We start from the raw sequence: 19,564 nt of genomic DNA, 5'->3' as shown, positions 1-19,564 counted from the left end.
GGCCTCGCCCGTTGCACGGTGTCGGGAGAAAAATTCCGGGATACACGGTCAGCCCGCCGTGCATGGCACCTGCGCGGCGGGGTGCTCGTGACGCTGTGCATCCAGCCCATCCGCCTGGTGCAAGCGGCGCCGCTTACAGCAACGGCAGCATCGCTTCCCTGTCGACCTACGCCCGGCGCACCGTGGCCAGTAGCCCGGCGGCCGCGATAAACAAGGCACCGAAGCTGCGATTGAGGATGCGCTGCTGGCGCGGCGAGCGCAGCAGGCGCAGCACCTTGGCAGCCAGCCCGGTGTAACCGGCCATCACCACCAGGTCGACGGTGATCATGGTTGCGGCCATGGCCAGGTACTGCACCAGCTGTGGCTGGCGGGGGTCGAGAAACTGCGGCAGCACGGCCAGGATGAAAACAATCGCTTTGGGGTTGCTGGCATTCACCAGAAAGCCACGCAGTACCAAGCTCAACGGCCGCCCCAACGGACGCGCCGTCGTGCCGCTGGCATAGTCGCTGGGTGGAGCTTGCCACTGCTTCCAGCCCAGGTACACCAAGTAGGCCACACCAAACCACTTGATCAGGCCGAACGCCAACTCCGAGGTCGCCAATACTGCGCCCAGCCCGGCGGCCACAATGCCGATCTGCGCCGCCAATGCCAGCTGCAATCCCATGGCATTCCAGTAACCGCGCCAAAACCCATAGTGCAGACCGCTGGACATCGAGGCGATGGCCCCGGCCCCGGGCGACAGGCTGATCACCCAGCAGGCGATAAAGAAAGCGAACCAGGTGTCCAGGCTCATGAACGGCTCCGGTAGAGAATGAAGGCTCGAAGTTTACGCCTGCATAACGCAGCGCGGCCAAGATTTCGACCCGCCAATCCGGTGATCCGAATCATCAGGTGACGCCTTGGCCGCGAGGAGCTGGATAGGTGTGGGGCAGCGCCCCGCACCACTCAGTCCGGCAGGTTTTTACCCAGTTTGAGCGGGTCCTTGAGCGTGCGCCTCATCGCCTTGCGCATGCGGATATTCAACGCCTCGACGCCCAGTGAGAAGGCCATGGCGAAGTACACATAACCCTTGGGCACATGCACATCGAAGGATTCAGCGATCAACAAGGTGCCGACCACGATCAGGAACGACAGGGCGAGAATCTTCAGCGAGGGATGCTTCTCGATAAAGTCACTGATGGTGCCTGCGGCAAGCATCATCACCAGCACGGCGATAACGATGGCTGCGACCATTACCGGCACATGTTCCACCATGCCCACGGCGGTGATTACCGAGTCTAGGGAGAAGATGATGTCGATCACTGCAATCTGCAGGATTACGCTCATGAAACCGGCCTTGGCCGCGCCACCGGGCGTTGCGTCGTCCTCAACCTCACCCTCGACGCTGTGCCAGATTTCCAGGGTGCTCTTGAACAACAGGAACAGCCCGCCGAAGAACAGGATCAGGTCGCGCCCGGAGACGCCCATCTCGAACACGGTGAACAGATCGGAAGTCAGGCGCATGACCCAGGCGATCGACAGCAGCAGCAGGATGCGCGTGCCCATGGCCAGGGCCAGGCCGAAGAAACGCCCCTTGGCCTGCTGCTCTTTGGGCAGGCGGGCGACCAATATCGAAATGAAGATGATGTTGTCGATGCCGAGAACGATTTCCAGGGCAGTCAGGGTTAAAAAGGCGACCCAGATTTCCGGGTTGGTAAGCCATTCCATACGATCAAATCTCGTTCTTGCTGAGTGGGGGAAGTTCGGTACCGCGCCAGCGACGCATCACTTTCTGGAAAAAAAGTGTGTTGGGGATCTGCACCAGGGCGCCGTCACTCTCTTCGGAAAGGTCTTCCAGAGTGGTATAGAGCATGTTGATCGACACAACACGGCCTTTGACCCCCGGCTTGTCGGCGGCGTCCAGCAGCTCCAGGCGATCGCCCAGGCGGAAAGGGCCAACCGTGAAGATCAGCAGCGCACAAAACAGGTTGGAGAGCACGCTCCAGGCGGCGAAGAACGCGACCGCAGCCACCGCCGCGAAGCCGGTAATTGCGGTCCACAGCACGGTGGCGGAAACGCCCAGACGCTCCAGTACCATGAGAATGGCGCTGCCCATGATCAGCCAGGTGAGCACGCCACGCAACGGAATCAGCACTTCCATGGGCAGGCGATAGCGCTCGCCAATGCGCCAGATGAAACGGCGCAACATGCGTTGCACCAGCCAGGCCAGAAACAGAATCAGCAAAATTTGCAGGCCAGGGACCAGAATGCCAAACCATTCCTGTGCCCACAGCGGCAACCACTCTTTCATTCGACGTTCTCCAATTCTTGCTGCAACTTCTCAAGCAGTTCGAGCTTTTCCAGCCAGTGTTCTTCCAATTGCGCTTCGCGCCCCTTGAGCGTTGTCTGCTCGGCAAGCAGTTGCTTGAGCTCATCCTTGCGCGAGCCGTCGTACAGACCACCATCACCCAGGCGGGTTTCCAGCGCAGCGAGCTTTTCCTGCACCTCACCCAGCTGCTTCTCGAGCTTCTCGACTTCGCGCTTGTGCGGGGCCAGTTGCTGGCGCAGCGCGGCAGCGGCCTGGCGCTGGGCGCGCTTGTCGGTCTTGTCGCCGGTTGAAGGCGCCGCAGCGGGCGCCTGCCGCAGGCGGTACTCGATCAGCCAGCGCGCATAGTCGTCCAGGTCGCCATCGAAGGCCTGCACGCGGCCATCGGCAACCAGCAGAAATTCATCGGTGGTGCTCTTGAGCAGGTGTCGGTCGTGGGACACCACCAGCACGGCGCCCTCGAATTCCTGCAAGGCCAGGGTCAGCGCCAGGCGCATGTCCAGGTCAAGGTGGTTGGTCGGTTCGTCGAGCAGCAGCAGGTTCGGCTTGCCCCAGGCAATCAAGGCCAAAGCCAGACGCGCCTTTTCGCCACCGGAGAAATTCAGCACGGGCTCATCGCAGCGGTTACCGCGAAAATCGAAGCCACCGAGGAAATCACGCAACACCTGCTCGCGCTCGCCCTCAGCGATGCGTTGCAGGTGCAGCAACGGGCTGGCCTTGGGATCGAGGGCACCCAGCTGGTGCTGAGCGAAATACCCTATGGCCAGATTCTCCCCGCGCTGCAGACGACCGCCCAAGGCCTGAAGCTCGTCGGCCAGCGTCTTGACCAGCGTCGACTTGCCGGCGCCGTTGGGGCCCAGCAGGCCGATCCGGCTGCCAGGGACCAGCTGCAGCTTGACCTTGTCGAGTACCGTCTTGTCACCGTAGCCGAGGCGGCCTTCGGCCAGATCCAGCAACGGGCTGGACACTTTATTGGCTTCGCGAAAACGAAAGCTGAACGGCGAATCGATATGCGCCGCCGCCAGCACTTCGAGTTTTTCCAGTGCCTTGATGCGGCTTTGCGCCTGGCGGGCCTTGCTGGCCTTGGCCTTGAAGCGGCGGATGAAGTCTTCCATGTGCGCGCGCTGCGCCTGCTGCTTTTCATACGCCTGTTGTTGCTGGGCCAGGCGTTCGGCGCGGGCGCGCTCGAAGGCCGAGTAGCCGCCGCGATACAGCGTCAGCGTCTGCTGGTCGAGGTGGGCGATGTGATCGACCACCGCATCGAGAAAGTCGCGGTCGTGGGAAATGAGCAACAGCGTGCCGGGGTAGCTTTTCAGCCAGCCTTCCAACCAAAGGATCGCATCGAGATCCAGGTGGTTGGTCGGTTCATCCAGCAGCAGCAGGTCGGACGGGCACATCAGGGCCTGGGCCAGGTTCAGGCGCATCCGCCAACCCCCTGAGAAGTCACCCACTGCGCGGCCCATCTGTTCGTTGGCAAAGCCCAACCCGGCCAGCAGCTTGCGCGCGCGGGCATCGGCACTGTAGCCATCGGCGTTGTCCAGCTCGGTGTGCAAACGCCCCAGCGCACTGCCGTCGTGGGCCGCCTCGGCGCGGGCCAGTTCGGCCTGGATACGGCGCAGGTTGGCATCGCCGTCGAGTACGTACTCCACCGCCGGCCGCTCCAGGGTATCGACTTCCTGGCGCATGTGGGCGATGCGCCAGTCGGCGGGTAACTGGCATTCGCCGGCGTCCGGGCTGAGCTCGCCGCGCAACAGCGCGAACAGGCTGGATTTGCCCGCGCCGTTGGCACCGATCAGCCCGGCTTTCTGCCCGGGATGCAGGGTCAGCTCAGCCCCTTCGAGCAGGCGCTGCGGGCCACGTTGCAAGGTGAGGTTCTGGAGTCGGATCATCGGCGGGCGTCACACTCTATCGACATCGTTGGGGCAAGCGGCGATATAGTCCGTGCGGGATCTGGGCCGGGCTGTGAAGACACGCCTGCCTGTTGCCGATCACCGGCTTCTCGGCTGCATCGCACGCGCTTGTCGGTGGCTTGTATGCGGCCGCGCAGTCTATCAGTTTCATTAAAAAGCAGCGCAAGGAGCTTGAGTTGACTGACCTGTGGGATTTCGCGCTACGCCTTTACGCGCAGCCTGGCGTAGAGCCCGCATGTCTGCGCTTGCAGGCCGGCGGTGCGGATGTCTGCCTGCTGCTTTGCGCCGCCTGGCTGGACCGGCGCGGAGTAGCCTGCGATGCGGCACGCGTGCAGCAGCTACGCAAGCAAGCGGAGCCCTGGCAGCGTACGGTGACCACTCAGTTGCGCCAACTGCGCCAAGAATGGAAATCTGCCGCCCAGGGCGATGCACAACTGACCGAGTTGCGTGAGCAGCTCAAGCGCCTGGAATTGCAAGCCGAGCAGGTGGTGTTGCAGCGTCTGGGAGCGATCGCGAGGGCCTGGCCGTCAATAGCAGGCGAGACGGATATGGTTTGGCTACGCGCCATTGCGGGCGAGACGGCCGATCCAGCGGCGTTGGCGAGCTTGCATCAGGCCGCAGCGTCCCTAGCGCGCGCACCCCATGACCGACTCCCTTAGGAGTCAGCCCGATGGCGGCGTTATGCGTCGGAAACAGGTGCTGCCGAAGCCGTTGCTGCCTTGCGCGCAACCGGCTTGCGAGACGCGGTGGGCTTGGCGGCGGGCTTGCGCGCAGTGGCGGGTTTGGCGGGTTTGGCGGGAGTGGTACTTTTCGCGATTGCAGGCGTGGCGGCAGCGGCGATGCTCTTTGCCTTGCTGGTCGCACCGGCCGGTTTGCGCGCCGCCGCGGTACGCGAGCGCGGCGCAGCAGCGGTGGTCTGGCGCGTCGCGGCAGCTTCGCGCTTGGCCAGCGCCTGGGTGGCAGCTTCTTTCACCTTGCCAATGCCCTGGGCGAGCTTGAGGCTTTCCTCGGCATCGGCTTGCAGTAGCGCAATATAGGCACGGGTTTCGTTTTGCCGCTGCTGGAGGGAATCGAACAGCTCCTCCAGTTCCTCGATACGTTTATGCGTCCTGGCCTGTGCCTTGGCCTTGCCGTTGGCAGCAGCGTCTTCCAGTTTCAGTCGCGCGTCGTGCAGTTTTTCCTGCGCCTTGCCACGTTGCTTTTCCAACTTGGCAAGCAATTTTTCAGCATCAATCTGCGCCTGGGCACAGGCTGCTTCCAAATGTTCGAGCAAGCTGCTCGAGAGTTGTTGCAACAGGTGCAGCGGGGTGTGGACAGTATTCTTTTTGCGGGCGGCCATGCTGCGCTCCTGCTTAGGCGTTGGCTTATGTTAGGCGAACCATTTTCACGGTGAAATTGCTGCAGGTGAGGTCGCGGGTATGACGAGCACGCCCGCAACCTGATAAAAGCCGACCTGTCAGCTGCTAAGCTGCTCAGCCGCTTGGCGATGGGCGTTGTGCAACACCTCGATCATGCAGTCTTCCAGTTCGAACCGCTCGTGCAGCAACTGCCCAAGATGCTGTAGCTCATGAGCCAACGCAGGGTCTTCGGCGCAGCGACCTTTCGGGCAGCGGTCATTGAAGGCCACCGCCTGTTCCGTGATGGCTTCAATGCGGGGATAAATCTGCTTGGCCAGGTCCAGGCCACGTTGGTCGTTGAAATCACTGGCCTGACGCAGCAATTGCTCGTAGACCTCAAAATGTCCGGTGGATACGTAGTCGAGCAGGTGTTGGCAAAAGGTTTGTAGATCCTTGGGGCGACGCTGCGCATCGTCTTCTTGCGCATGCAGGCTATCAAATACCTTGATCAGCTCATGGCGAGCTTGCAGCCAGCGATCAATCAGTTGGTGAACTCCACCCCAGCGCTCCTGGGCGTTTCGGCAGCTTTCTAACATGATGACCTCGCTTCCTTTGGTCTGTGACTTCGCGCCGCGCTCACACGACGAAATGATTCGCCGCGCCAAGCGCATTACTTAAGAGGCAGACAACGGATAAAGCACTTCCGCCGACGTCTTGAAGCCAATGTAGGCTTTCGTCGCGCGGCGTTTCAACCGGCAGGCGGAGAAATCTTCATACATGCGTTTGAGAGCAAGGGCTCGAAAAACCCTGCCCTTTGACGATAAAGACAGGATTTGGGAGGCGTGCGGGCCAGTCAGGTGCGGCGAAGAAGTTGGTACAGGGCGAACAGCAGCATGCCGATGAAGGCCAGCAGGCTCCACTCCGGAATGCTCATGCCGAACAGGGTCCAACTGATCTTGGCGCAGTCGGCTGTGCCGTGCAGGAGTAGACGCAAGGTTTCCTGGAACGGTAGGGCTTCGAGCATGTAATCCAGGCTGGGCAAGCACGCCGGCAGCTCATCGGCCGGTATACCCTGCAGCCAGATCTGCCGCCCGGCAATGGCGGCACCGCCGGCGGCGCTCAGCAATGCCAGTGCAGCGTAGATACGTCGCCCCAGTCGAGCCGGACCATGCACGGCGGCCAGCAGGCAGACCAGACCGAAGGCGATGACGGCAATACGCTGCACAACGCACAGCGGACAGGGCTCGAGCCCGACCACATGCTCCAGATACAGCGCGCCGCCCATGATCAACAGGCTGGCGACGAAGGCGAGAAGGAACATTAAACGCGGACTGGCCTGGGACATGGAGGCACCGGAAAACTGGAAAGGCGCTACGGTAGTAGAAAGCGCCAAGGTGTTTCAAGGCGTATTGCCACTTCATGCTGCTAAATGCCGCGCAACGAGCACCGGGCCCACCGCGCGGAAGGCTCAGCGCGGCGCGGGCAAGGGCGTGCGCGAATTAAACAAGCCCAGTCCTTCTTGAAACAGCTGATTGCTGCGCTCGGTCTCGCCCAGGCGGTTCAGCAGGCGGGCCAGTTCGGCGCAGGTTTGCGGATCACGGGAAAAACCCAGGCTGGCCTCGTAGTAATCCCGCGCCTTGCCCCACAATTGATGATGCAAGCTCATGCGGGCCAAGGCGCGCAACAGGACGGGGTCCTCGGCATGCTCGCTCAACCAGGCTTCGGCGCTCTGCAATTGGCGACCCGTATCGCTGCCACGTAGCTGCCCATACAGCTCCACCAGGCGCGGCTCGTAGTGTTTCTTCAACGCAGCGCGCAGCGTTTCCTCAGCCTGAGCCTCTGCGCCCGCCTGGCGCAACTGCTCGGTATAAATCAGCAACAACTCGGGATCGTTACGGTGCGCCTGGCCCATCTGCTGCCAAGTGTTATGCAGCGGTTGCAGCGTGTCGCCCTGTTCATGCCCATGCAGGCTTGCGTCAAGCAGGGCCGCGCGCCAGGCCTGACGCTCGATATCGCGCAGCTCGCTGTCCGCCAGCACCTTCTGCTTGCGCAGCTCGGGCAACAGGCCGACCACGGCCGCGCTATCGCCGCGCTGACGTTGCAGATCAAGCAAGCGGCGCAAGACTTCCGGGTGATGGGGGTGACGCTCAAGCATGGCGCTCAAGGTGTCATGGGCACCCTGCAAGTTGCCACGCGCCTGCTGCAGCTCCGCGTGGGTCAGAGCCACCGCCAGTTCGGCGCGCGGCTGACGGGTCAGGGCACGTTCGAGCAGGTTGTCGCTGCTTTCATAGTCCCCCAGCTGGTTGGCCGCACGGGCCGCGCCCAAGTAATACATCAACGGCTGCGGGTCCTGCTCGGCAGCCAGGCGCAAATGCTTGAGCGCCGGGCTCCAGCGACCCTCGGCGAGCTCCAGCAACCCTTGCTCGCTGGCCTTGCGGCCGCGCCGACTGCGGTGCCGACGCGACCAGGGATTGGCCAGCGCACTGGAAACACCCAGCACGCGTAACAGCACCCGAAGCAGATAAAACGCCAACCAGAGCACCAGCAACGCGGCCAGAAAGACCCACAGGCTGGACTCGTAGCGAAAGCCTTCATAGGCGATCAGCACATAGCCGCTGCCCCGGGCGATGCCCAACCCGACCACGCTGGCCGCCACCACCAGCAACGCAATCAGCAGTACGCCACGGATCATGGCGCAGCCTCCTGCTCCGCCTCGCCATTACGCGGGGTCTGACGTTGCTGCACATAGGCCTGCAGACTGAGCAGTGCCGGCCGCAACTCTGGCGTTTCTACTTCTACCGCCTGTTCGGCCAAGGCCGCGATCCGCTGGCGCAGACTCTGCACCGCCGGGTGGTCGACATCGAAATAGTTTTTCAGTACATCATCTGCCTGCCCCAGCGCGCTGCTATAGACCGGTGCTCGAGCATTCAGCGCGCCCCACTGCGCCTGTTCCAGGGCCAGCGCCAGTGCCAGGCGCACCTGAGACAAGCTTTGGCCGGCGAGCAACGGGCGAATGTTCTGGTCGGCATTCACATCGATGCGCACGAATTTTGAAAGAGTGTGCCACCAGCGTTGCCAGGCAGGCTGCGTCGTTTCTGCGGCTGCGATCGGCGCGTCATCAGGCCGAAACTCGGGAGCCAGACGCGTCAAACGTTCGGCCTGCTCGCGCAAAGCTGCCAGTTGCAGGAACAGGCCGTTGCGGTCCGGTTGCGGCAATGCACGCAACGCCTCCAGCGCCTTGATCAGCTCACCACGCGCCGCGAAGGCGAGCGGATCGTCCTGGGCGCGCAGGATATCGTCGGCTCCCTGCACCAGCGCCGTGGCGCTGGCCACATCCTGCAGTGCCGAAAGGCGCAGCATGGCCAGGCGCAGCAGGTGTTCGGCTTCGGCCAGGCGCCAATCTTCGCGGCTGGCACCCAGCAGCTGGTTCAGGCTACTGGCCAGCTGCTGCTGATCGCCCTGCACACTCATCAGCAGCTGACGCTGCTCATCCAGTTGCGCAACGCTGGGCAATTCGCCCAGCCGCGCCTGCAAGCGCTGCTCGGCTTGGGTGAGGCGTTGTTCGCTGGTTTCCTGACTGCGCTGCCACTGTGCTTGCAGTTGTTGCCAATCGGCCTGCTGGCGGTCTTGCTGCTGGTTTTGCTGATGCAGCTGCCAGGCACTCCAGCCGCCTGCACCGGCGGCCAACAGGGCGATCAGCAGGGCCAGACCGGCCAGGCCTGTGCCTGTGCGGCGATCGCTTGGCGTTGGCGAGGGCGCGACAGTAGCGTCGGGAGCCGGCAGGGAAGGGCTTTGCGCGTCAGTTTCGCTCACGTATCCATCCTTTGCTTCAAGGGGCGGGCTGCTGCAGCGCCGCCAGCAAGGCCGGGGCGCTGGCGCCACGGCAATCCACAACAGTCCGGGCACCGGCCTCACGGGCGATGTCGGCCACCCGCGGGCTGGGCACGAACAAGGGTAGACGAGCCAGTTCCGGCCAGTCATCACTGGCCAGTTGCAGCAGGTGCTCGAAGCCTTGCCCGCTGCTGACCACCAAGCCGTTGAGTGCTTCGTCCAGCACCCGCTGGCGTAACGTGCCGGGCGGGTATACAGGGAGTTGCCGGCGGTACAGTGGCAAAAAATCCACCTCGACGCCTTGGTTGCGCAACCGCTCGGCAAAGAAATCTCGGCCACCGTCGCCGCGCAGAATCAACACCTTGGGCTTGGGGACGGCAAGGGCCGAGGCCAGTTGCGGGAGTGCCAGCAGAGCCTCGCTGTCATCACCCATTTCCGGCCAGGCGACCGGCAGGCCGTAGTCGGCAAGAATGCCGCCGGTAGCAGCGCCGACGCTGAACCAGTGCTGGTTGATCGGCGGCTGTGGCCAATACTGATCAATACGCTCCAACCCCAGGCGCGCTGCAGGCTTGCTGACCGCCACCACCGCACAATAGCGGTCCAGATTGAGCAACAGACTGCGCTGTTCGGGCGTTTCTTGCAGCGGCTCGATTTCCAGCAGCGGCAGGCTGCTGCTGAAAATCCCCTGCACCGCGAGCGTCGCGGCGAGGGCTGCGCATTCCTCGGCGGGCCGGGTCAGCAGCAAACGCCATTCATTCACGGATGGCCGGCCTCGCCATAGACCGCCTGGAGAATCCCTGCGGCGCCCTGCTCCAGCAGCGCTTCGGCGACCCGTATTCCGAGAGTTTCTGCTTCGCTGACGTCGGCACGGCCTTCGGCGCGCAGCAGGCGACCGCCGTCCGGTTGGCCGACCAGGCCGCGCAGCCACAGCTGGTCGCCTTCCAGTTCGGCGTAGCAGGCGATAGGCACCTGGCAGCCACCGTTAAGGTGTTTATTCAATGCCCGCTCGGCAGTGACGCGCCATGCAGTCGGCTGGTCGTGCAGCACGGTCAGCAGCTGGTGGATTTCCGCGTCGTCGGTGCGGCACTCGATACCCACCGCACCCTGGCCGCCGGCCGGCAGGCTGTCGAGAACCTCGATGCGTGCGGCGATACGTGATTCGAAGCCCAGACGGATCAGCCCGGCGGCGGCCAGAATGATCGCGTCGTAATCGCCGGCATCCAACTTGGCCAGGCGAGTATTGACGTTGCCGCGCAGGAAGTGGATGTTCAGATCCGGACGGCGCGCCAGCAATTGCGCCTGGCGGCGCAGGCTGGAGGTGCCGACCACACTGCCGGCCGGCAGCGCATCGAGATCGGCGTAGGTATTGGAAACGAAGGCGTCACGCGGATCTTCGCGCTCGCAGATGCAGTACAGGCCCAGCCCCTCGGGGAAGTCCATGGGCACATCCTTCATCGAATGCACCGCGATGTCGGCCTCGTTCTCCAGCAGGGCGGTTTCCAGTTCCTTGACGAACAGGCCCTTGCCGCCGATTTTGGCCAACGGCGCATCGAGTAATTTGTCGCCACGGCTGACCATGGGCACCAGGCTGACCTTCAGGTTCGGATGGGCCGCTTCCAGGCGCGCCTTGACGTATTCGGCCTGCCACAGGGCCAGGGCACTCTTGCGGGTGGCAATGCGGATTTCGCGAGACATGGGTAATTCCAGAGTTGAACTGGCGGCGATGATAGCAGGCTCGGGCCGTCAGCTGGATTGCCGGGGATCAAGCGGCGCCGCCGTCCTGCGTAACGGATGTTGCGCACCTTGCTTGGCGGGCTGCCCCCGACGGCTCCGCGCCTTATCAATACAGCGTATTGAGGTTAGGCCGCCCGACTCGCTGGCAGCTTGCAGCGGCTGGGTAACAGGCCGTTAGTACGACCTGCTACAGCACCTGCATCAACTTGCGCACCCCGGCCACGTGCCGGCGGCTAACGGTCAGTGCCTCACCATCCAACCCACGTAGATACAGCTGGAAGTGCCCCAGAGGGGTACGCTGCAATCGTTCAATGCGCTCGCGTGCCACCAAGGCATTGCGGTGAATACGCACGAAGCGATCGCCAAACTCCTCTTCCAAAGCCTTCAACGGCTCATCGAGCAACACCTCACCGCCTTCATGGCGCAAGGTCACATATTTGTGATCAGCGATGAAATACACCACCTGTTCCAGTGGGATCAACTCAATGCCTCGGCGGGTGCGTGCGCTGATATGGCTGCGGGGCTCAGCGTTCGGGCCGCCGCTCGGACGTGTCAGAGCGGCCAATTGCACCCGGTTGGGGCGCTGGGCCTTTTGCAACGCATCGGCCAGCGCCTCCAGACGCACTGGCTTGACCACATAACCCACCGCGCTGACCTGAAAGGCATCCACGGCGAATTCGTCATGGGCCGTGCAGAAGATCACGGCCGGGGGTGACTCCCGCTCACACAGCCTGGCCGCTACCTGCAGGCCATCCAGGCCAGGCATGCGGATATCGAGCAGGACTACGTCCGGCTTCAGGCTGTCGATCAGGGTCAAAGCTTCCTCGCCATTGCTGGCGGAAGGTTCCAGGGCCCGGTAGCCGTCCAGTTCACCAATCAGGCGGCTGAGGCGTTCGCGGGCCAGGGGTTCATCATCGACAATCAAGACATTCATTTTGCTCTGGCTTCCTGCGTGAGTCTCAACAAGGATAGCGTAGACAGGTGACATGCCGTCCGTTACGACGTTCCACGCTCAGACTGGCATCGGAGCCAAAAAGTGCCGTTAGTCGAGCGCTTATGTTGCCTAACGCCTGTTGCGTACCCCGTGTCGCGGGCGCTATGCCGTCCTGACAGGGATTGTCGACCCGCAATTCAAACCACCCCTCGTCATAGCGTGCGTCGATCTCCACCAGCCCGCCTTCGACCCGAGGCGCCACCCCATGGATCAAGGCATTTTCCAGCAGCGGCTGCAGCGTCAGATGGGGAATCATTACCTGGGCAGGCACCCCGTCCACATTCCATTCCACCTGCAAGCGGTTCCCGAAGCGGTAGTGCTCAATGGCCAGGTAACGTCGCGCCAATCCAAGCTCGTCCTTCCAGGTCACTAATGCACCGGGCTTGGCCAGGCTGGCGCGAAACAAATCGGCCAGATCAAGTACGGCCTGTTCGGCCTTGAACGGATCGCTGACCACCAGGCTGGCAATGCTGTTCAGGCTGTTGAACAGGAAGTGCGGGCGTATGCGCGCCTGCAGCGATTCGATACGTGCCTGCAGCTCCGCCTGCTGCTGTCGGCGCCATTGGCTTTGCAGGTAAAAGTAGCGTAGCAGCAGTGCCGACATGATCAGGCTGATCAAGGCGTGGCGCAGGTACAGACGCGCTTCCGGGCTGGGTGGCCCGCCCAGCTCGAAATACTCGGTGACCCAGGTACAGCCCAGGGTCAGCACCACCACGATCAGACAGCACAACGGCCCCGCCACGGCCGGGCGCAAACGGGCCAGCCAGGGGCGCAGGCGACACAGCACGGCGGCTGACAGCAGCACGCACCACTGCACGAACAGCGAAGTCAGCGCCAGGCGCACCCAGTCGAAGCCGTGCAGCATCGGCTCAGCCAGTACCAACACCAGCACCAGCAGCTCAGCCAGCAGCACCAGGGAGAGCAGCGCCTCGGGCTCGCAGAGCTCAGGCACGAAGAAATCGTCCAGGGGCGCACGCGGCGCACCGTTCAGCCATTTAATTTGCATGGCTACAGTTTCCGCTCTGCCAGGCACGTCAGCAGCGATCTGGCGCACCGAACACAGGTGCCGTCCTAAGGAAGCGTGATGCGCTCGACAGCGTTGCACGGCAGCGGCGACAGGCCCGACCCTGCTATCATTCGCGCACCTTTTTGTCGGCATGCCGGCCGCCCCGAGCGTCCCGCCTGCCTGTTGCGCACCAGCCGAGAGCATTCCCATGAGTGTCGAGAAAACCAACCAGTCCTGGGGCGGCCGCTTCAGCGAGCCCGTCGACGCCTTCGTCGCCCGTTTCACCGCCTCCGTCGACTTCGACAAGCGCCTCTACCGCCATGACATCATGGGCTCGATCGCCCATGCGACCATGCTCGAGCAGGCGGGCGTACTGAATACCGAGGAGCGCGACGCGATCATCGCCGGGCTCAAGGATATCCAGGCGGAAATCGAAGCCGGCCAATTCGACTGGCGCGTCGACCTGGAAGACGTGCACATGAACATCGAAGCGCGCCTGACCGACCGCATCGGCATCACCGGCAAGAAGCTGCACACCGGACGTAGCCGTAACGACCAGGTAGCTACCGATATCCGCCTGTGGCTGCGTGACGAGATCGACATCATTCTGGGCGAGATCACCCGCCTGCAGCAGGGGCTGCTGGGCCTGGCCGAGGCCGAGGCCGAGACTGTGATGCCCGGTTTCACCCACCTGCAGACCGCCCAGCCGGTCACCTTTGGCCACCACCTACTGGCCTGGTTCGAAATGCTCAGCCGCGACTACGAGCGTCTGGTGGATTGCCGCAAGCGCACCAACCGCATGCCGCTGGGCTCGGCGGCCTTGGCCGGGACCACCTACCCGATCCAGCGCGAAATCACCTGCCACCTGCTGGGTTTCGAAGCCATTTCCGGCAACTCGCTGGACGGCGTGTCGGACCGCGACTTCGCTATCGAATTCTGCGCCGCCGCCTCGCTGGCCATGATGCACCTGTCGCGCTTCTCCGAAGAGCTGGTGCTGTGGACCTCCGCCCAGTTCCGCTTTATCGACCTGCCCGACCGCTTCTGCACCGGCTCCTCGATCATGCCGCAGAAGAAAAACCCCGACGTGCCCGAACTGGTGCGTGGCAAGTCCGGCCGCGTGTTCGGTGCCCTGACCGGCCTGCTGACCCTGATGAAAGGCCAGCCGCTGGCCTACAACAAGGACAACCAGGAAGACAAGGAACCGCTGTTCGACGCCGCCGACACCCTGCGCGACAGCCTGCGCGCTTTTGCCGACATGGTGCCGGCCATCAAGCCCAAGCGCGAGATCATGCGCGAGGCGGCGCTGCGTGGTTTCTCCACCGCCACAGACCTGGCCGACTACCTGGTGCGCAAGGGCCTGCCGTTCCGCGACTGCCACGAGATCGTCGGCCATGCGGTGAAATACGGCGTCGACACCGGCAAGGATCTGGCCGAGATGAGCCTCGACGAACTGCGCCAGTTCAGCGAGCAGATCACCGATGACGTGTTCGCCGTACTGACCCTGGAAGGCTCGGTGAATGCCCGTGACCACATCGGCGGCACCGCGCCGGCGCAGGTGCGCGCGGCGGTGCAGCGCGGCAAGGAACTGCTCGCAGGCCGTTGAAAGATGTGGGCGAGGCAGGCACCAGTCTGCCCGCTTAACACGGGAGCGAGCCCATGAGCGCGCGCAAGACTCGCCTGCCCTTCGCCAATGCCTGGTTCTTTCCCGCCGCAGCGCTCTACGCTGCGGTCTTACTCCCGTGGTCGGTACTGGCCCTGTTCGGCCTGCTGCCGACACCCGCCGGATTGCTCAGCCCGCTCGGGCATGCCCATGAAATGCTCTTCGGCTTTGCTCTGGCTGTGGTCGCCGGCTACCTGCTCGGCCCGCAGCCGCTGCCGCTCATCCTATCGCTGCTGGGCTGCTGGGCACTGGCGCGCCTCGGCTGGCTGTTCTGGCCGGGGGCCTGGTGGACAGTAGTTGCCGCCGCGCTGTTTGCCGGCGGCGTGGCCTGGAACGTGGTGCCGCGTTTTCTCGGTGCGGCGAAAAAATGGCGTAACCAGATCGTCGCGCCGGTGGTGGCCTCGCTCGCCCTGCTGAGTGCCATTGCCAGCCTACCCTTACCGTTGGAATTGACCCCGCGCCTAATGCACGAAGCCTTGCTGCTGCTCGCCATGCTACTGTTTTTCATGGGTGGACGAATCATCGCTCCGGCGGTGGCAGGGCACATGATGAGCCAGGGTCACATCCTGGATGCACGCGTACAGCCGAGGCTGGAGGGCGCGGCCTTGATCCTGCTGGGCCTCGCCTTGCTAAGCAATCTGCTGCCCTGGGCACTGGCCAGCCAGGTAAGTGGTTTCTTGTTGCTGAGCGTGGGCCTACTGGCTGGCGTGCGCCTGTTGCGCTGGCAGCCCTGGCGCTGCGCCCGACGACCCGACTTGCTGGTGCTGCTGCTCGGTTACCTGTGGCTGAGCGTGGGCCTGCTGCTGTTCGGGCTGGCGCTGCTGACGACTGCCCTGCCGTTGAGCGCCAGCCTGCACGGCTTGACCATTGGCGCGCTGGGCACCCTGACGTTCGCGGTGATGGCCCGTACGCGGTTGATCTACCGCCTGCGAGACGCCAACGCACGGCCCTGGATTCACCCTGTCGCCGTTCTGCTCAGCCTGGCGGCGCTGGCGCGCATCCTGCCGCCACTGCTGCAGCTGGAGCCTTTTCCCTGGCTGCTGCTGTCTGCGGCCTGCTGGTCGCTGGCCTTCCTGCTACTGGCCGTGCTGCTCTGGCAGACGCGCGGACGCTTTAACCACAAACCCTGAAGTAGAGTACGCGAGCCCACCATGAATCTGCATATCCGCCCCGCCAGCGCCGATGACGCTGCGCTGATTCTGCGTTTTATCACTGACCTGGCCATCTACGAAAAGGCCGAGCACGAGGTCAAGACCGACGCCGCCGGCATTTGCGCCAGCCTGTTCGCCGCTGACAGCAGCGCCCAGGCGCTGATCTGCGAGCGCGACGGCCAGCCAATCGGTTACGCGGTGTATTTCTTCAACTATTCGACCTGGCTGGGTAAGAACGGCTTATACCTCGAAGACCTGTATGTCGATCCTGCCCAGCGAGGTACTGGCGCGGGAAAGGCGCTGCTGCGCCATCTGGCAAGACTCGCAGTGGACAAGGGCTGCGGACGCTTCGAGTGGGCGGTGCTGGACTGGAACCAGCCGGCCATCGATTTCTATGAGTCGCTGGGCGCGCGCCCCCAATCGGAGTGGACCACCTACCGGCTGGCCGGCCAGGCGCTGCTGGATCTGGCAGCGGATTGAGCGCCAACGGCTGCTGAAAAATAAACGCCCCGGCTTCTGGCCGGGGCGTTTGCATTCAGACCTGTACAGGTCGCACAGGCTTGTTGCTGAGGTTTTCTTCTTTCATCTGCTCGATGGAATGCTTGCGACGCTCCTCCGCGCGACGGGTGAAGTACCACGCCGCGAAGGTGAACATCGACACCACCAGCAGGATCAGGCTGGCCACCGCGTTGATCTCCGGCTTCACACCCAGGCGCACGGCGGAAAAGATCTCCATCGGCAGGGTGGTCGACCCCGGACCGGAAACGAAGCTGGCCAGTACCAGGTCATCCAGCGATAGCGCAAAGGACAGCATGGCCCCAGCGGCCAGCGAAGGCGCAATCATGGGCACGGTGATCAGGAAGAACACCTTCCACGGCCTGGCGCCCAAGTCCATGGCCGCCTCCTCGATGGACAGGTCCAGTTCGCGCAGCCGCGCCATCACCACGATTGCCACATAGGACGCGCAGAACGTGGTATGGGCGATCCAGATGGTCACGATGCCACGCTCCGCCGGCCAGCCGATCAGCTGGGCCATGGCCACAAACAGCAACAGCAGCGACAGACCAGTGATCACCTCGGGCATCACCAGCGGTGCGGTGACGAGGCCACCAAACAGCGTGCGTCCCCGAAACCGCGGAACGCGGGTGAGCACGAATGCCGCCAGGGTTCCGATGGCCACGGCGGCGATGGCGGTGTAGCAGGCGATTTCCAGCGAGCGCATGACCGCACTCATCAACTGGCGGTTATCGAGCAGGCCGACGTACCACTTCACCGACCAGCCGCCCCAGACGGTAACCAGTCGCGAGCCGTTGAAGGAGTAGATCACCAGAATGATCATCGGCAAGTAAATGAACAGCAGCCCAACCCAGAGGACGATGTTCGAAAAACTCCAGCGCCTCATGGCTTGCCCTCCATGACCTTGGCTTGCTTCGGAATGGAGAGCCGGTTGAACAGAATCATCGATCCTGAGCGTGAGAGCGTCATGGCTTGCCCTCCAGTTCCTTGGCCTGGTTACGGTTGAACAGAATAATCGGCACCAACAGGATCGCCAGCATCACTACCGCCAGCGCCGAAGCCACCGGCCAGTCACGGTTGTTAAAGAACTCCTGCCAGAGCACCTTGCCAATCATCAGCGTCTCCGGACCGCCAAGCAGCTCGGGAATCACGAACTCGCCAACTACCGGGATGAACACCAGCATGCAGCCGGCAATGATGCCGTTCTTGGACAGTGGCACGGTGATCTTCCAGAAACTGGTGAAATGCCGCGCACCCAGGTCGGAAGCAGCTTCCAGCAGGCTTGGATCATGCTTCACCAAATTGGCGTAAAGCGGCAGGATCATGAATGGCAGATACGAATAGACAATGCCGATATACACCGCCAGGGTCGTATTGAGGATTTGCAGCGGCGTATCGATCAGACCCACGCCCATCAGCACACCGTTGAGCAGACCGTTGTTGCTGAGGATACCCATCCAGGCGTACACGCGGATGAGGATCGCGGTCCAGGTCGGCATCATGATCAGCAACAGCAGCACCACCTGTTTTTGCGGGTCGGCCCGGGCGATGGCATAGGCCATCGGGTAACCGATCAGCAAACACAACAGCGTGCTGAACAGGGCGATTTTCAACGATCCCAGGTAAGCGAGCAGGTACAGCTCGTCCTCGCTGAGGAACACGTAATTGCCGAAGTTGAGCAATACCTGCAGCTGATTCTCGGCCCAGGCAAACACTTCGGTATACGGCGGGATGGCCACATCGGCTTCGGCGAAGCTGATTTTCAGAACAATCACGAACGGCAGCAGGAAGAACAGCAGCAGCCAAAAGAACGGCACGCCGACGACCAGTTGCCGCCCGCTGGGCAGCAGTCTTTTCAGGCCGGACGCTCTCATGACTGCAGCACCACGCCGCTGTCGTCGATCCAGTACAGATACACCTGATCATCCCACGTCGGGCGCTTGACGTTGCGCTCGGAGTTGGCCAGGAACGACTGGACCAGCACGCCTGACGCCAGCTTGATGTAATACAGGGAATGACCGCCCAGATAGGCGATGTCATGCACGGTGCCTTGCACCCAGTTGTAGCCTTCGTGCTCGATTTCCGGCATTTCGCTGCTGATCAGCAGTTTTTCCGGGCGCAGAGCATAGGTAACGCGTTTGTCTTCAGCGCGCGTGCTGATACCGTGACCGACATAGATCGGGCGTTCCAGCGCCGGGCAGGCAATCACCGCATGGTCGCCGACGTCTTCGATCAGCTCGCCATCGAACAGGTTGACGTTGCCGATGAACTCACACACCAGGCGGCTGGCCGGCGTTTCGTAGATGTCCATGGGGCTGCCGACCTGGGCGATCCAGCCCTGGTGCATGATCGCAATGCGCTCGGCCATGGTCATGGCCTCTTCCTGGTCGTGGGTGACAATCAGGCAGGTCACGCCGACGCGCTCGATGATCGCCACCAGTTCCAATTGCATCTGCGAGCGCAGCTTCTTGTCCAGCGCACCCATAGGTTCGTCGAGCAGCAGCAGCTTGGGACGCTTGGCCAGCGAGCGGGCCAGCGCCACGCGCTGGCGCTGGCCGCCGGACAACTGGTGCGGCTTGCGCTTGGCGTACTGGCTCATTTGTACCAGCTTGAGCATTTCCGCCACGCGCGCTTCGACCTCCGCCTTGGGCAGGCTGTCCTGCTTGAGGCCGAACGCGATGTTCTGCTCAACCGTCATGTGCGGAAACAACGCATAGGACTGGAACATCATGTTGATCGGCCGCTCATAGGGCGGCAGATCGGTGATGTCCTGACCGTCCAGGTAGATGCGCCCCTCGGTGGGCCGCTCAAAACCGGCCAGCATGCGCAACAGAGTCGACTTGCCCGAGCCAGACCCACCCAGCAGGGCGAAAATTTCGCCCTTGCGGATGGTCAGCGACACGTCGTCAACCGCCACGGTATCGTCGAATTGCTTGGTCACCCGGTCAATCTTGACCAGGATTTCCTTGGCTTGCTGATCGCCACTGAGGGCTTTCTTGTAGGCGCTAGAGGCCACCGCCATAACTATCATTCTCCCCGAAACTTCAACCCTGGCGCCGCCAGGCCGGATATTTCAATAGCGATGCAGAACGACGGAAGCAGTCAACCATTCCGCGCCCT

The 19,564-nt window shown here is 62.8% G+C and carries 19 protein-coding genes and 1 pseudogene; 4 read left to right on the top strand and 16 right to left on the bottom strand.

Annotated elements, in window-relative coordinates; genetic code table 11:
- Positions 1–166 precede the first annotated feature (166 nt).
- From H9642_RS06905 to H9642_RS06890, 4 genes are all read right to left on the bottom strand, one after another.
- A complete protein-coding gene (locus tag H9642_RS06905) occupies positions 167–793 on the bottom strand; it encodes a LysE family transporter (RefSeq protein ID WP_251835683.1) in 627 nt (208 codons plus the stop codon).
- Positions 794–945: 152 nt separating this feature from the next.
- On the bottom strand, positions 946–1,707 hold the full coding sequence (locus H9642_RS06900; protein ID WP_251835682.1) for a TerC family protein: 762 nt from the start codon (positions 1,705–1,707) through the stop codon (positions 946–948).
- Positions 1,708–1,711: 4 nt separating this feature from the next.
- Entirely contained in the window at positions 1,712–2,290 is a 579-nt protein-coding gene (locus H9642_RS06895; protein WP_251835681.1) for a mechanosensitive ion channel family protein, read from the bottom strand.
- A complete protein-coding gene (locus tag H9642_RS06890) occupies positions 2,287–4,194 on the bottom strand; it encodes an ATP-binding cassette domain-containing protein (RefSeq protein ID WP_251835680.1) in 1,908 nt (635 codons plus the stop codon). The genes H9642_RS06895 and H9642_RS06890 overlap by 4 nt, the downstream gene beginning before the upstream one ends.
- Before the next feature lie 197 nt (positions 4,195–4,391).
- Here H9642_RS06890 and H9642_RS06885 point away from each other — a divergent pair, with 197 nt between their 5' ends.
- Positions 4,392–4,874 (top strand): TIGR02444 family protein, encoded by a 483-nt coding sequence (locus H9642_RS06885; RefSeq protein WP_251835679.1) that lies wholly within the window; start codon positions 4,392–4,394, stop codon positions 4,872–4,874.
- 20 nt (positions 4,875–4,894) lie between these two features.
- Here H9642_RS06885 and H9642_RS06880 read toward each other — a convergent pair whose 3' ends face one another.
- The 9 genes and pseudogenes from H9642_RS06880 to H9642_RS06840 form a co-directional block, all read right to left on the bottom strand.
- A complete protein-coding gene (locus H9642_RS06880; RefSeq protein WP_286010240.1) occupies positions 4,895–5,554 on the bottom strand; it encodes an AlgP family protein in 660 nt (219 codons plus the stop codon).
- A gap of 117 nt (positions 5,555–5,671) precedes the next feature.
- A complete protein-coding gene (gene rsd / locus H9642_RS06875) occupies positions 5,672–6,148 on the bottom strand; it encodes a sigma D regulator (RefSeq protein ID WP_251835678.1) in 477 nt (158 codons plus the stop codon).
- A 257-nt stretch (positions 6,149–6,405) separates the two neighbouring features.
- Entirely contained in the window at positions 6,406–6,897 is a 492-nt protein-coding gene (locus H9642_RS06870; RefSeq protein ID WP_251835677.1) for a disulfide bond formation protein B, read from the bottom strand.
- 123 nt (positions 6,898–7,020) lie between these two features.
- The gene (locus H9642_RS06865; protein WP_251835676.1) at positions 7,021–8,244 is read right to left on the bottom strand and encodes a heme biosynthesis HemY N-terminal domain-containing protein; all 1,224 of its coding nucleotides are present in this window, start codon (positions 8,242–8,244) and stop codon (positions 7,021–7,023) included.
- The gene (locus H9642_RS06860; RefSeq protein ID WP_251835675.1) at positions 8,241–9,365 is read right to left on the bottom strand and encodes a uroporphyrinogen-III C-methyltransferase; all 1,125 of its coding nucleotides are present in this window, start codon (positions 9,363–9,365) and stop codon (positions 8,241–8,243) included. Before H9642_RS06860 ends, H9642_RS06865 begins: the two co-directional genes overlap by 4 nt.
- 16 nt (positions 9,366–9,381) lie before the next feature.
- Entirely contained in the window at positions 9,382–10,143 is a 762-nt protein-coding gene (locus H9642_RS06855; protein WP_251835674.1) for a uroporphyrinogen-III synthase, read from the bottom strand.
- Positions 10,140–11,078 carry a hydroxymethylbilane synthase gene (gene hemC, locus H9642_RS06850; protein WP_251835673.1) on the bottom strand — a complete coding sequence of 313 codons (939 nt, stop codon included), beginning with the start codon at positions 11,076–11,078 and terminating at the stop codon, positions 10,140–10,142. The genes H9642_RS06855 and hemC overlap by 4 nt, the downstream gene beginning before the upstream one ends.
- A gap of 226 nt (positions 11,079–11,304) precedes the next feature.
- Entirely contained in the window at positions 11,305–12,051 is a 747-nt protein-coding gene (locus H9642_RS06845; RefSeq protein ID WP_251835672.1) for a LytR/AlgR family response regulator transcription factor, read from the bottom strand.
- A pseudogene (locus tag H9642_RS06840) lies at positions 12,048–13,117 on the bottom strand (sensor histidine kinase). The gene H9642_RS06845 and the pseudogene H9642_RS06840 overlap by 4 nt, the downstream one beginning before the upstream one ends.
- A gap of 208 nt (positions 13,118–13,325) precedes the next feature.
- Here H9642_RS06840 and argH point away from each other — a divergent pair.
- Genes argH through H9642_RS06825 form a run of 3 tightly spaced genes read left to right on the top strand, consistent with a single transcriptional unit; the run spans position 13,326 to position 16,408 of the window.
- Positions 13,326–14,720, top strand: coding sequence for an argininosuccinate lyase (gene argH, locus H9642_RS06835; protein ID WP_251835670.1), 1,395 nt, complete (start codon positions 13,326–13,328; stop codon positions 14,718–14,720).
- A gap of 53 nt (positions 14,721–14,773) precedes the next feature.
- Positions 14,774–15,907 (top strand): NnrS family protein, encoded by a 1,134-nt coding sequence (locus H9642_RS06830; protein ID WP_251835669.1) that lies wholly within the window; start codon positions 14,774–14,776, stop codon positions 15,905–15,907.
- Between the two features lie 21 nt (positions 15,908–15,928).
- Positions 15,929–16,408: a GNAT family N-acetyltransferase gene (locus H9642_RS06825; protein ID WP_251835668.1), complete on the top strand. Its 480-nt coding sequence runs from the start codon at positions 15,929–15,931 to the stop codon at positions 16,406–16,408.
- Positions 16,409–16,463: 55 nt separating this feature from the next.
- On the opposite strand, the gene H9642_RS06820 is transcribed toward H9642_RS06825, so the two are convergent.
- From H9642_RS06820 to H9642_RS06810, 3 genes are all read right to left on the bottom strand, one after another.
- A complete protein-coding gene (locus H9642_RS06820) occupies positions 16,464–17,330 on the bottom strand; it encodes an ABC transporter permease subunit (RefSeq protein ID WP_251835667.1) in 867 nt (288 codons plus the stop codon).
- A gap of 79 nt (positions 17,331–17,409) precedes the next feature.
- Positions 17,410–18,291 carry an ABC transporter permease subunit gene (locus tag H9642_RS06815; RefSeq protein ID WP_251835825.1) on the bottom strand — a complete coding sequence of 294 codons (882 nt, stop codon included), beginning with the start codon at positions 18,289–18,291 and terminating at the stop codon, positions 17,410–17,412.
- A gap of 23 nt (positions 18,292–18,314) precedes the next feature.
- Complete coding sequence (locus H9642_RS06810; RefSeq protein WP_251835666.1) at positions 18,315–19,466, bottom strand: ABC transporter ATP-binding protein; 1,152 nt, start codon at positions 19,464–19,466, stop codon at positions 18,315–18,317.
- Positions 19,467–19,564 lie beyond the last annotated feature (98 nt).

The sequence above is a fragment of the Serpens gallinarum genome (genome assembly GCF_014836765.1).
Lineage (GTDB): Bacteria > Pseudomonadota > Gammaproteobacteria > Pseudomonadales > Pseudomonadaceae > Serpens > Serpens gallinarum.
This window is presented reverse-complemented; position numbering and strand designations above follow the sequence as displayed.

Coding starts and splice junctions, on each gene's coding strand:
- H9642_RS06880 (WP_286010240.1), bottom strand. CDS start 5,554: ATGGCCGCCCGCAAAAAGAATACTGTCCACACCCCGCTGCACCTGTTG.
- H9642_RS06895 (WP_251835681.1), bottom strand. CDS start 2,290: ATGAAAGAGTGGTTGCCGCTGTGGGCACAGGAATGGTTTGGCATTCTG.
- H9642_RS06825 (WP_251835668.1), top strand. CDS start 15,929: ATGAATCTGCATATCCGCCCCGCCAGCGCCGATGACGCTGCGCTGATT.
- H9642_RS06890 (WP_251835680.1), bottom strand. CDS start 4,194: ATGATCCGACTCCAGAACCTCACCTTGCAACGTGGCCCGCAGCGCCTG.
- H9642_RS06865 (WP_251835676.1), bottom strand. CDS start 8,244: ATGATCCGTGGCGTACTGCTGATTGCGTTGCTGGTGGTGGCGGCCAGC.
- H9642_RS06810 (WP_251835666.1), bottom strand. CDS start 19,466: ATGGCGGTGGCCTCTAGCGCCTACAAGAAAGCCCTCAGTGGCGATCAG.
- H9642_RS06830 (WP_251835669.1), top strand. CDS start 14,774: ATGAGCGCGCGCAAGACTCGCCTGCCCTTCGCCAATGCCTGGTTCTTT.
- H9642_RS06845 (WP_251835672.1), bottom strand. CDS start 12,051: ATGAATGTCTTGATTGTCGATGATGAACCCCTGGCCCGCGAACGCCTC.
- H9642_RS06900 (WP_251835682.1), bottom strand. CDS start 1,707: ATGGAATGGCTTACCAACCCGGAAATCTGGGTCGCCTTTTTAACCCTG.
- H9642_RS06870 (WP_251835677.1), bottom strand. CDS start 6,897: ATGTCCCAGGCCAGTCCGCGTTTAATGTTCCTTCTCGCCTTCGTCGCC.
- argH (WP_251835670.1), top strand. CDS start 13,326: ATGAGTGTCGAGAAAACCAACCAGTCCTGGGGCGGCCGCTTCAGCGAG.
- H9642_RS06820 (WP_251835667.1), bottom strand. CDS start 17,330: ATGAGGCGCTGGAGTTTTTCGAACATCGTCCTCTGGGTTGGGCTGCTG.
- hemC (WP_251835673.1), bottom strand. CDS start 11,078: ATGTCTCGCGAAATCCGCATTGCCACCCGCAAGAGTGCCCTGGCCCTG.
- rsd (WP_251835678.1), bottom strand. CDS start 6,148: ATGTTAGAAAGCTGCCGAAACGCCCAGGAGCGCTGGGGTGGAGTTCAC.
- H9642_RS06905 (WP_251835683.1), bottom strand. CDS start 793: ATGAGCCTGGACACCTGGTTCGCTTTCTTTATCGCCTGCTGGGTGATC.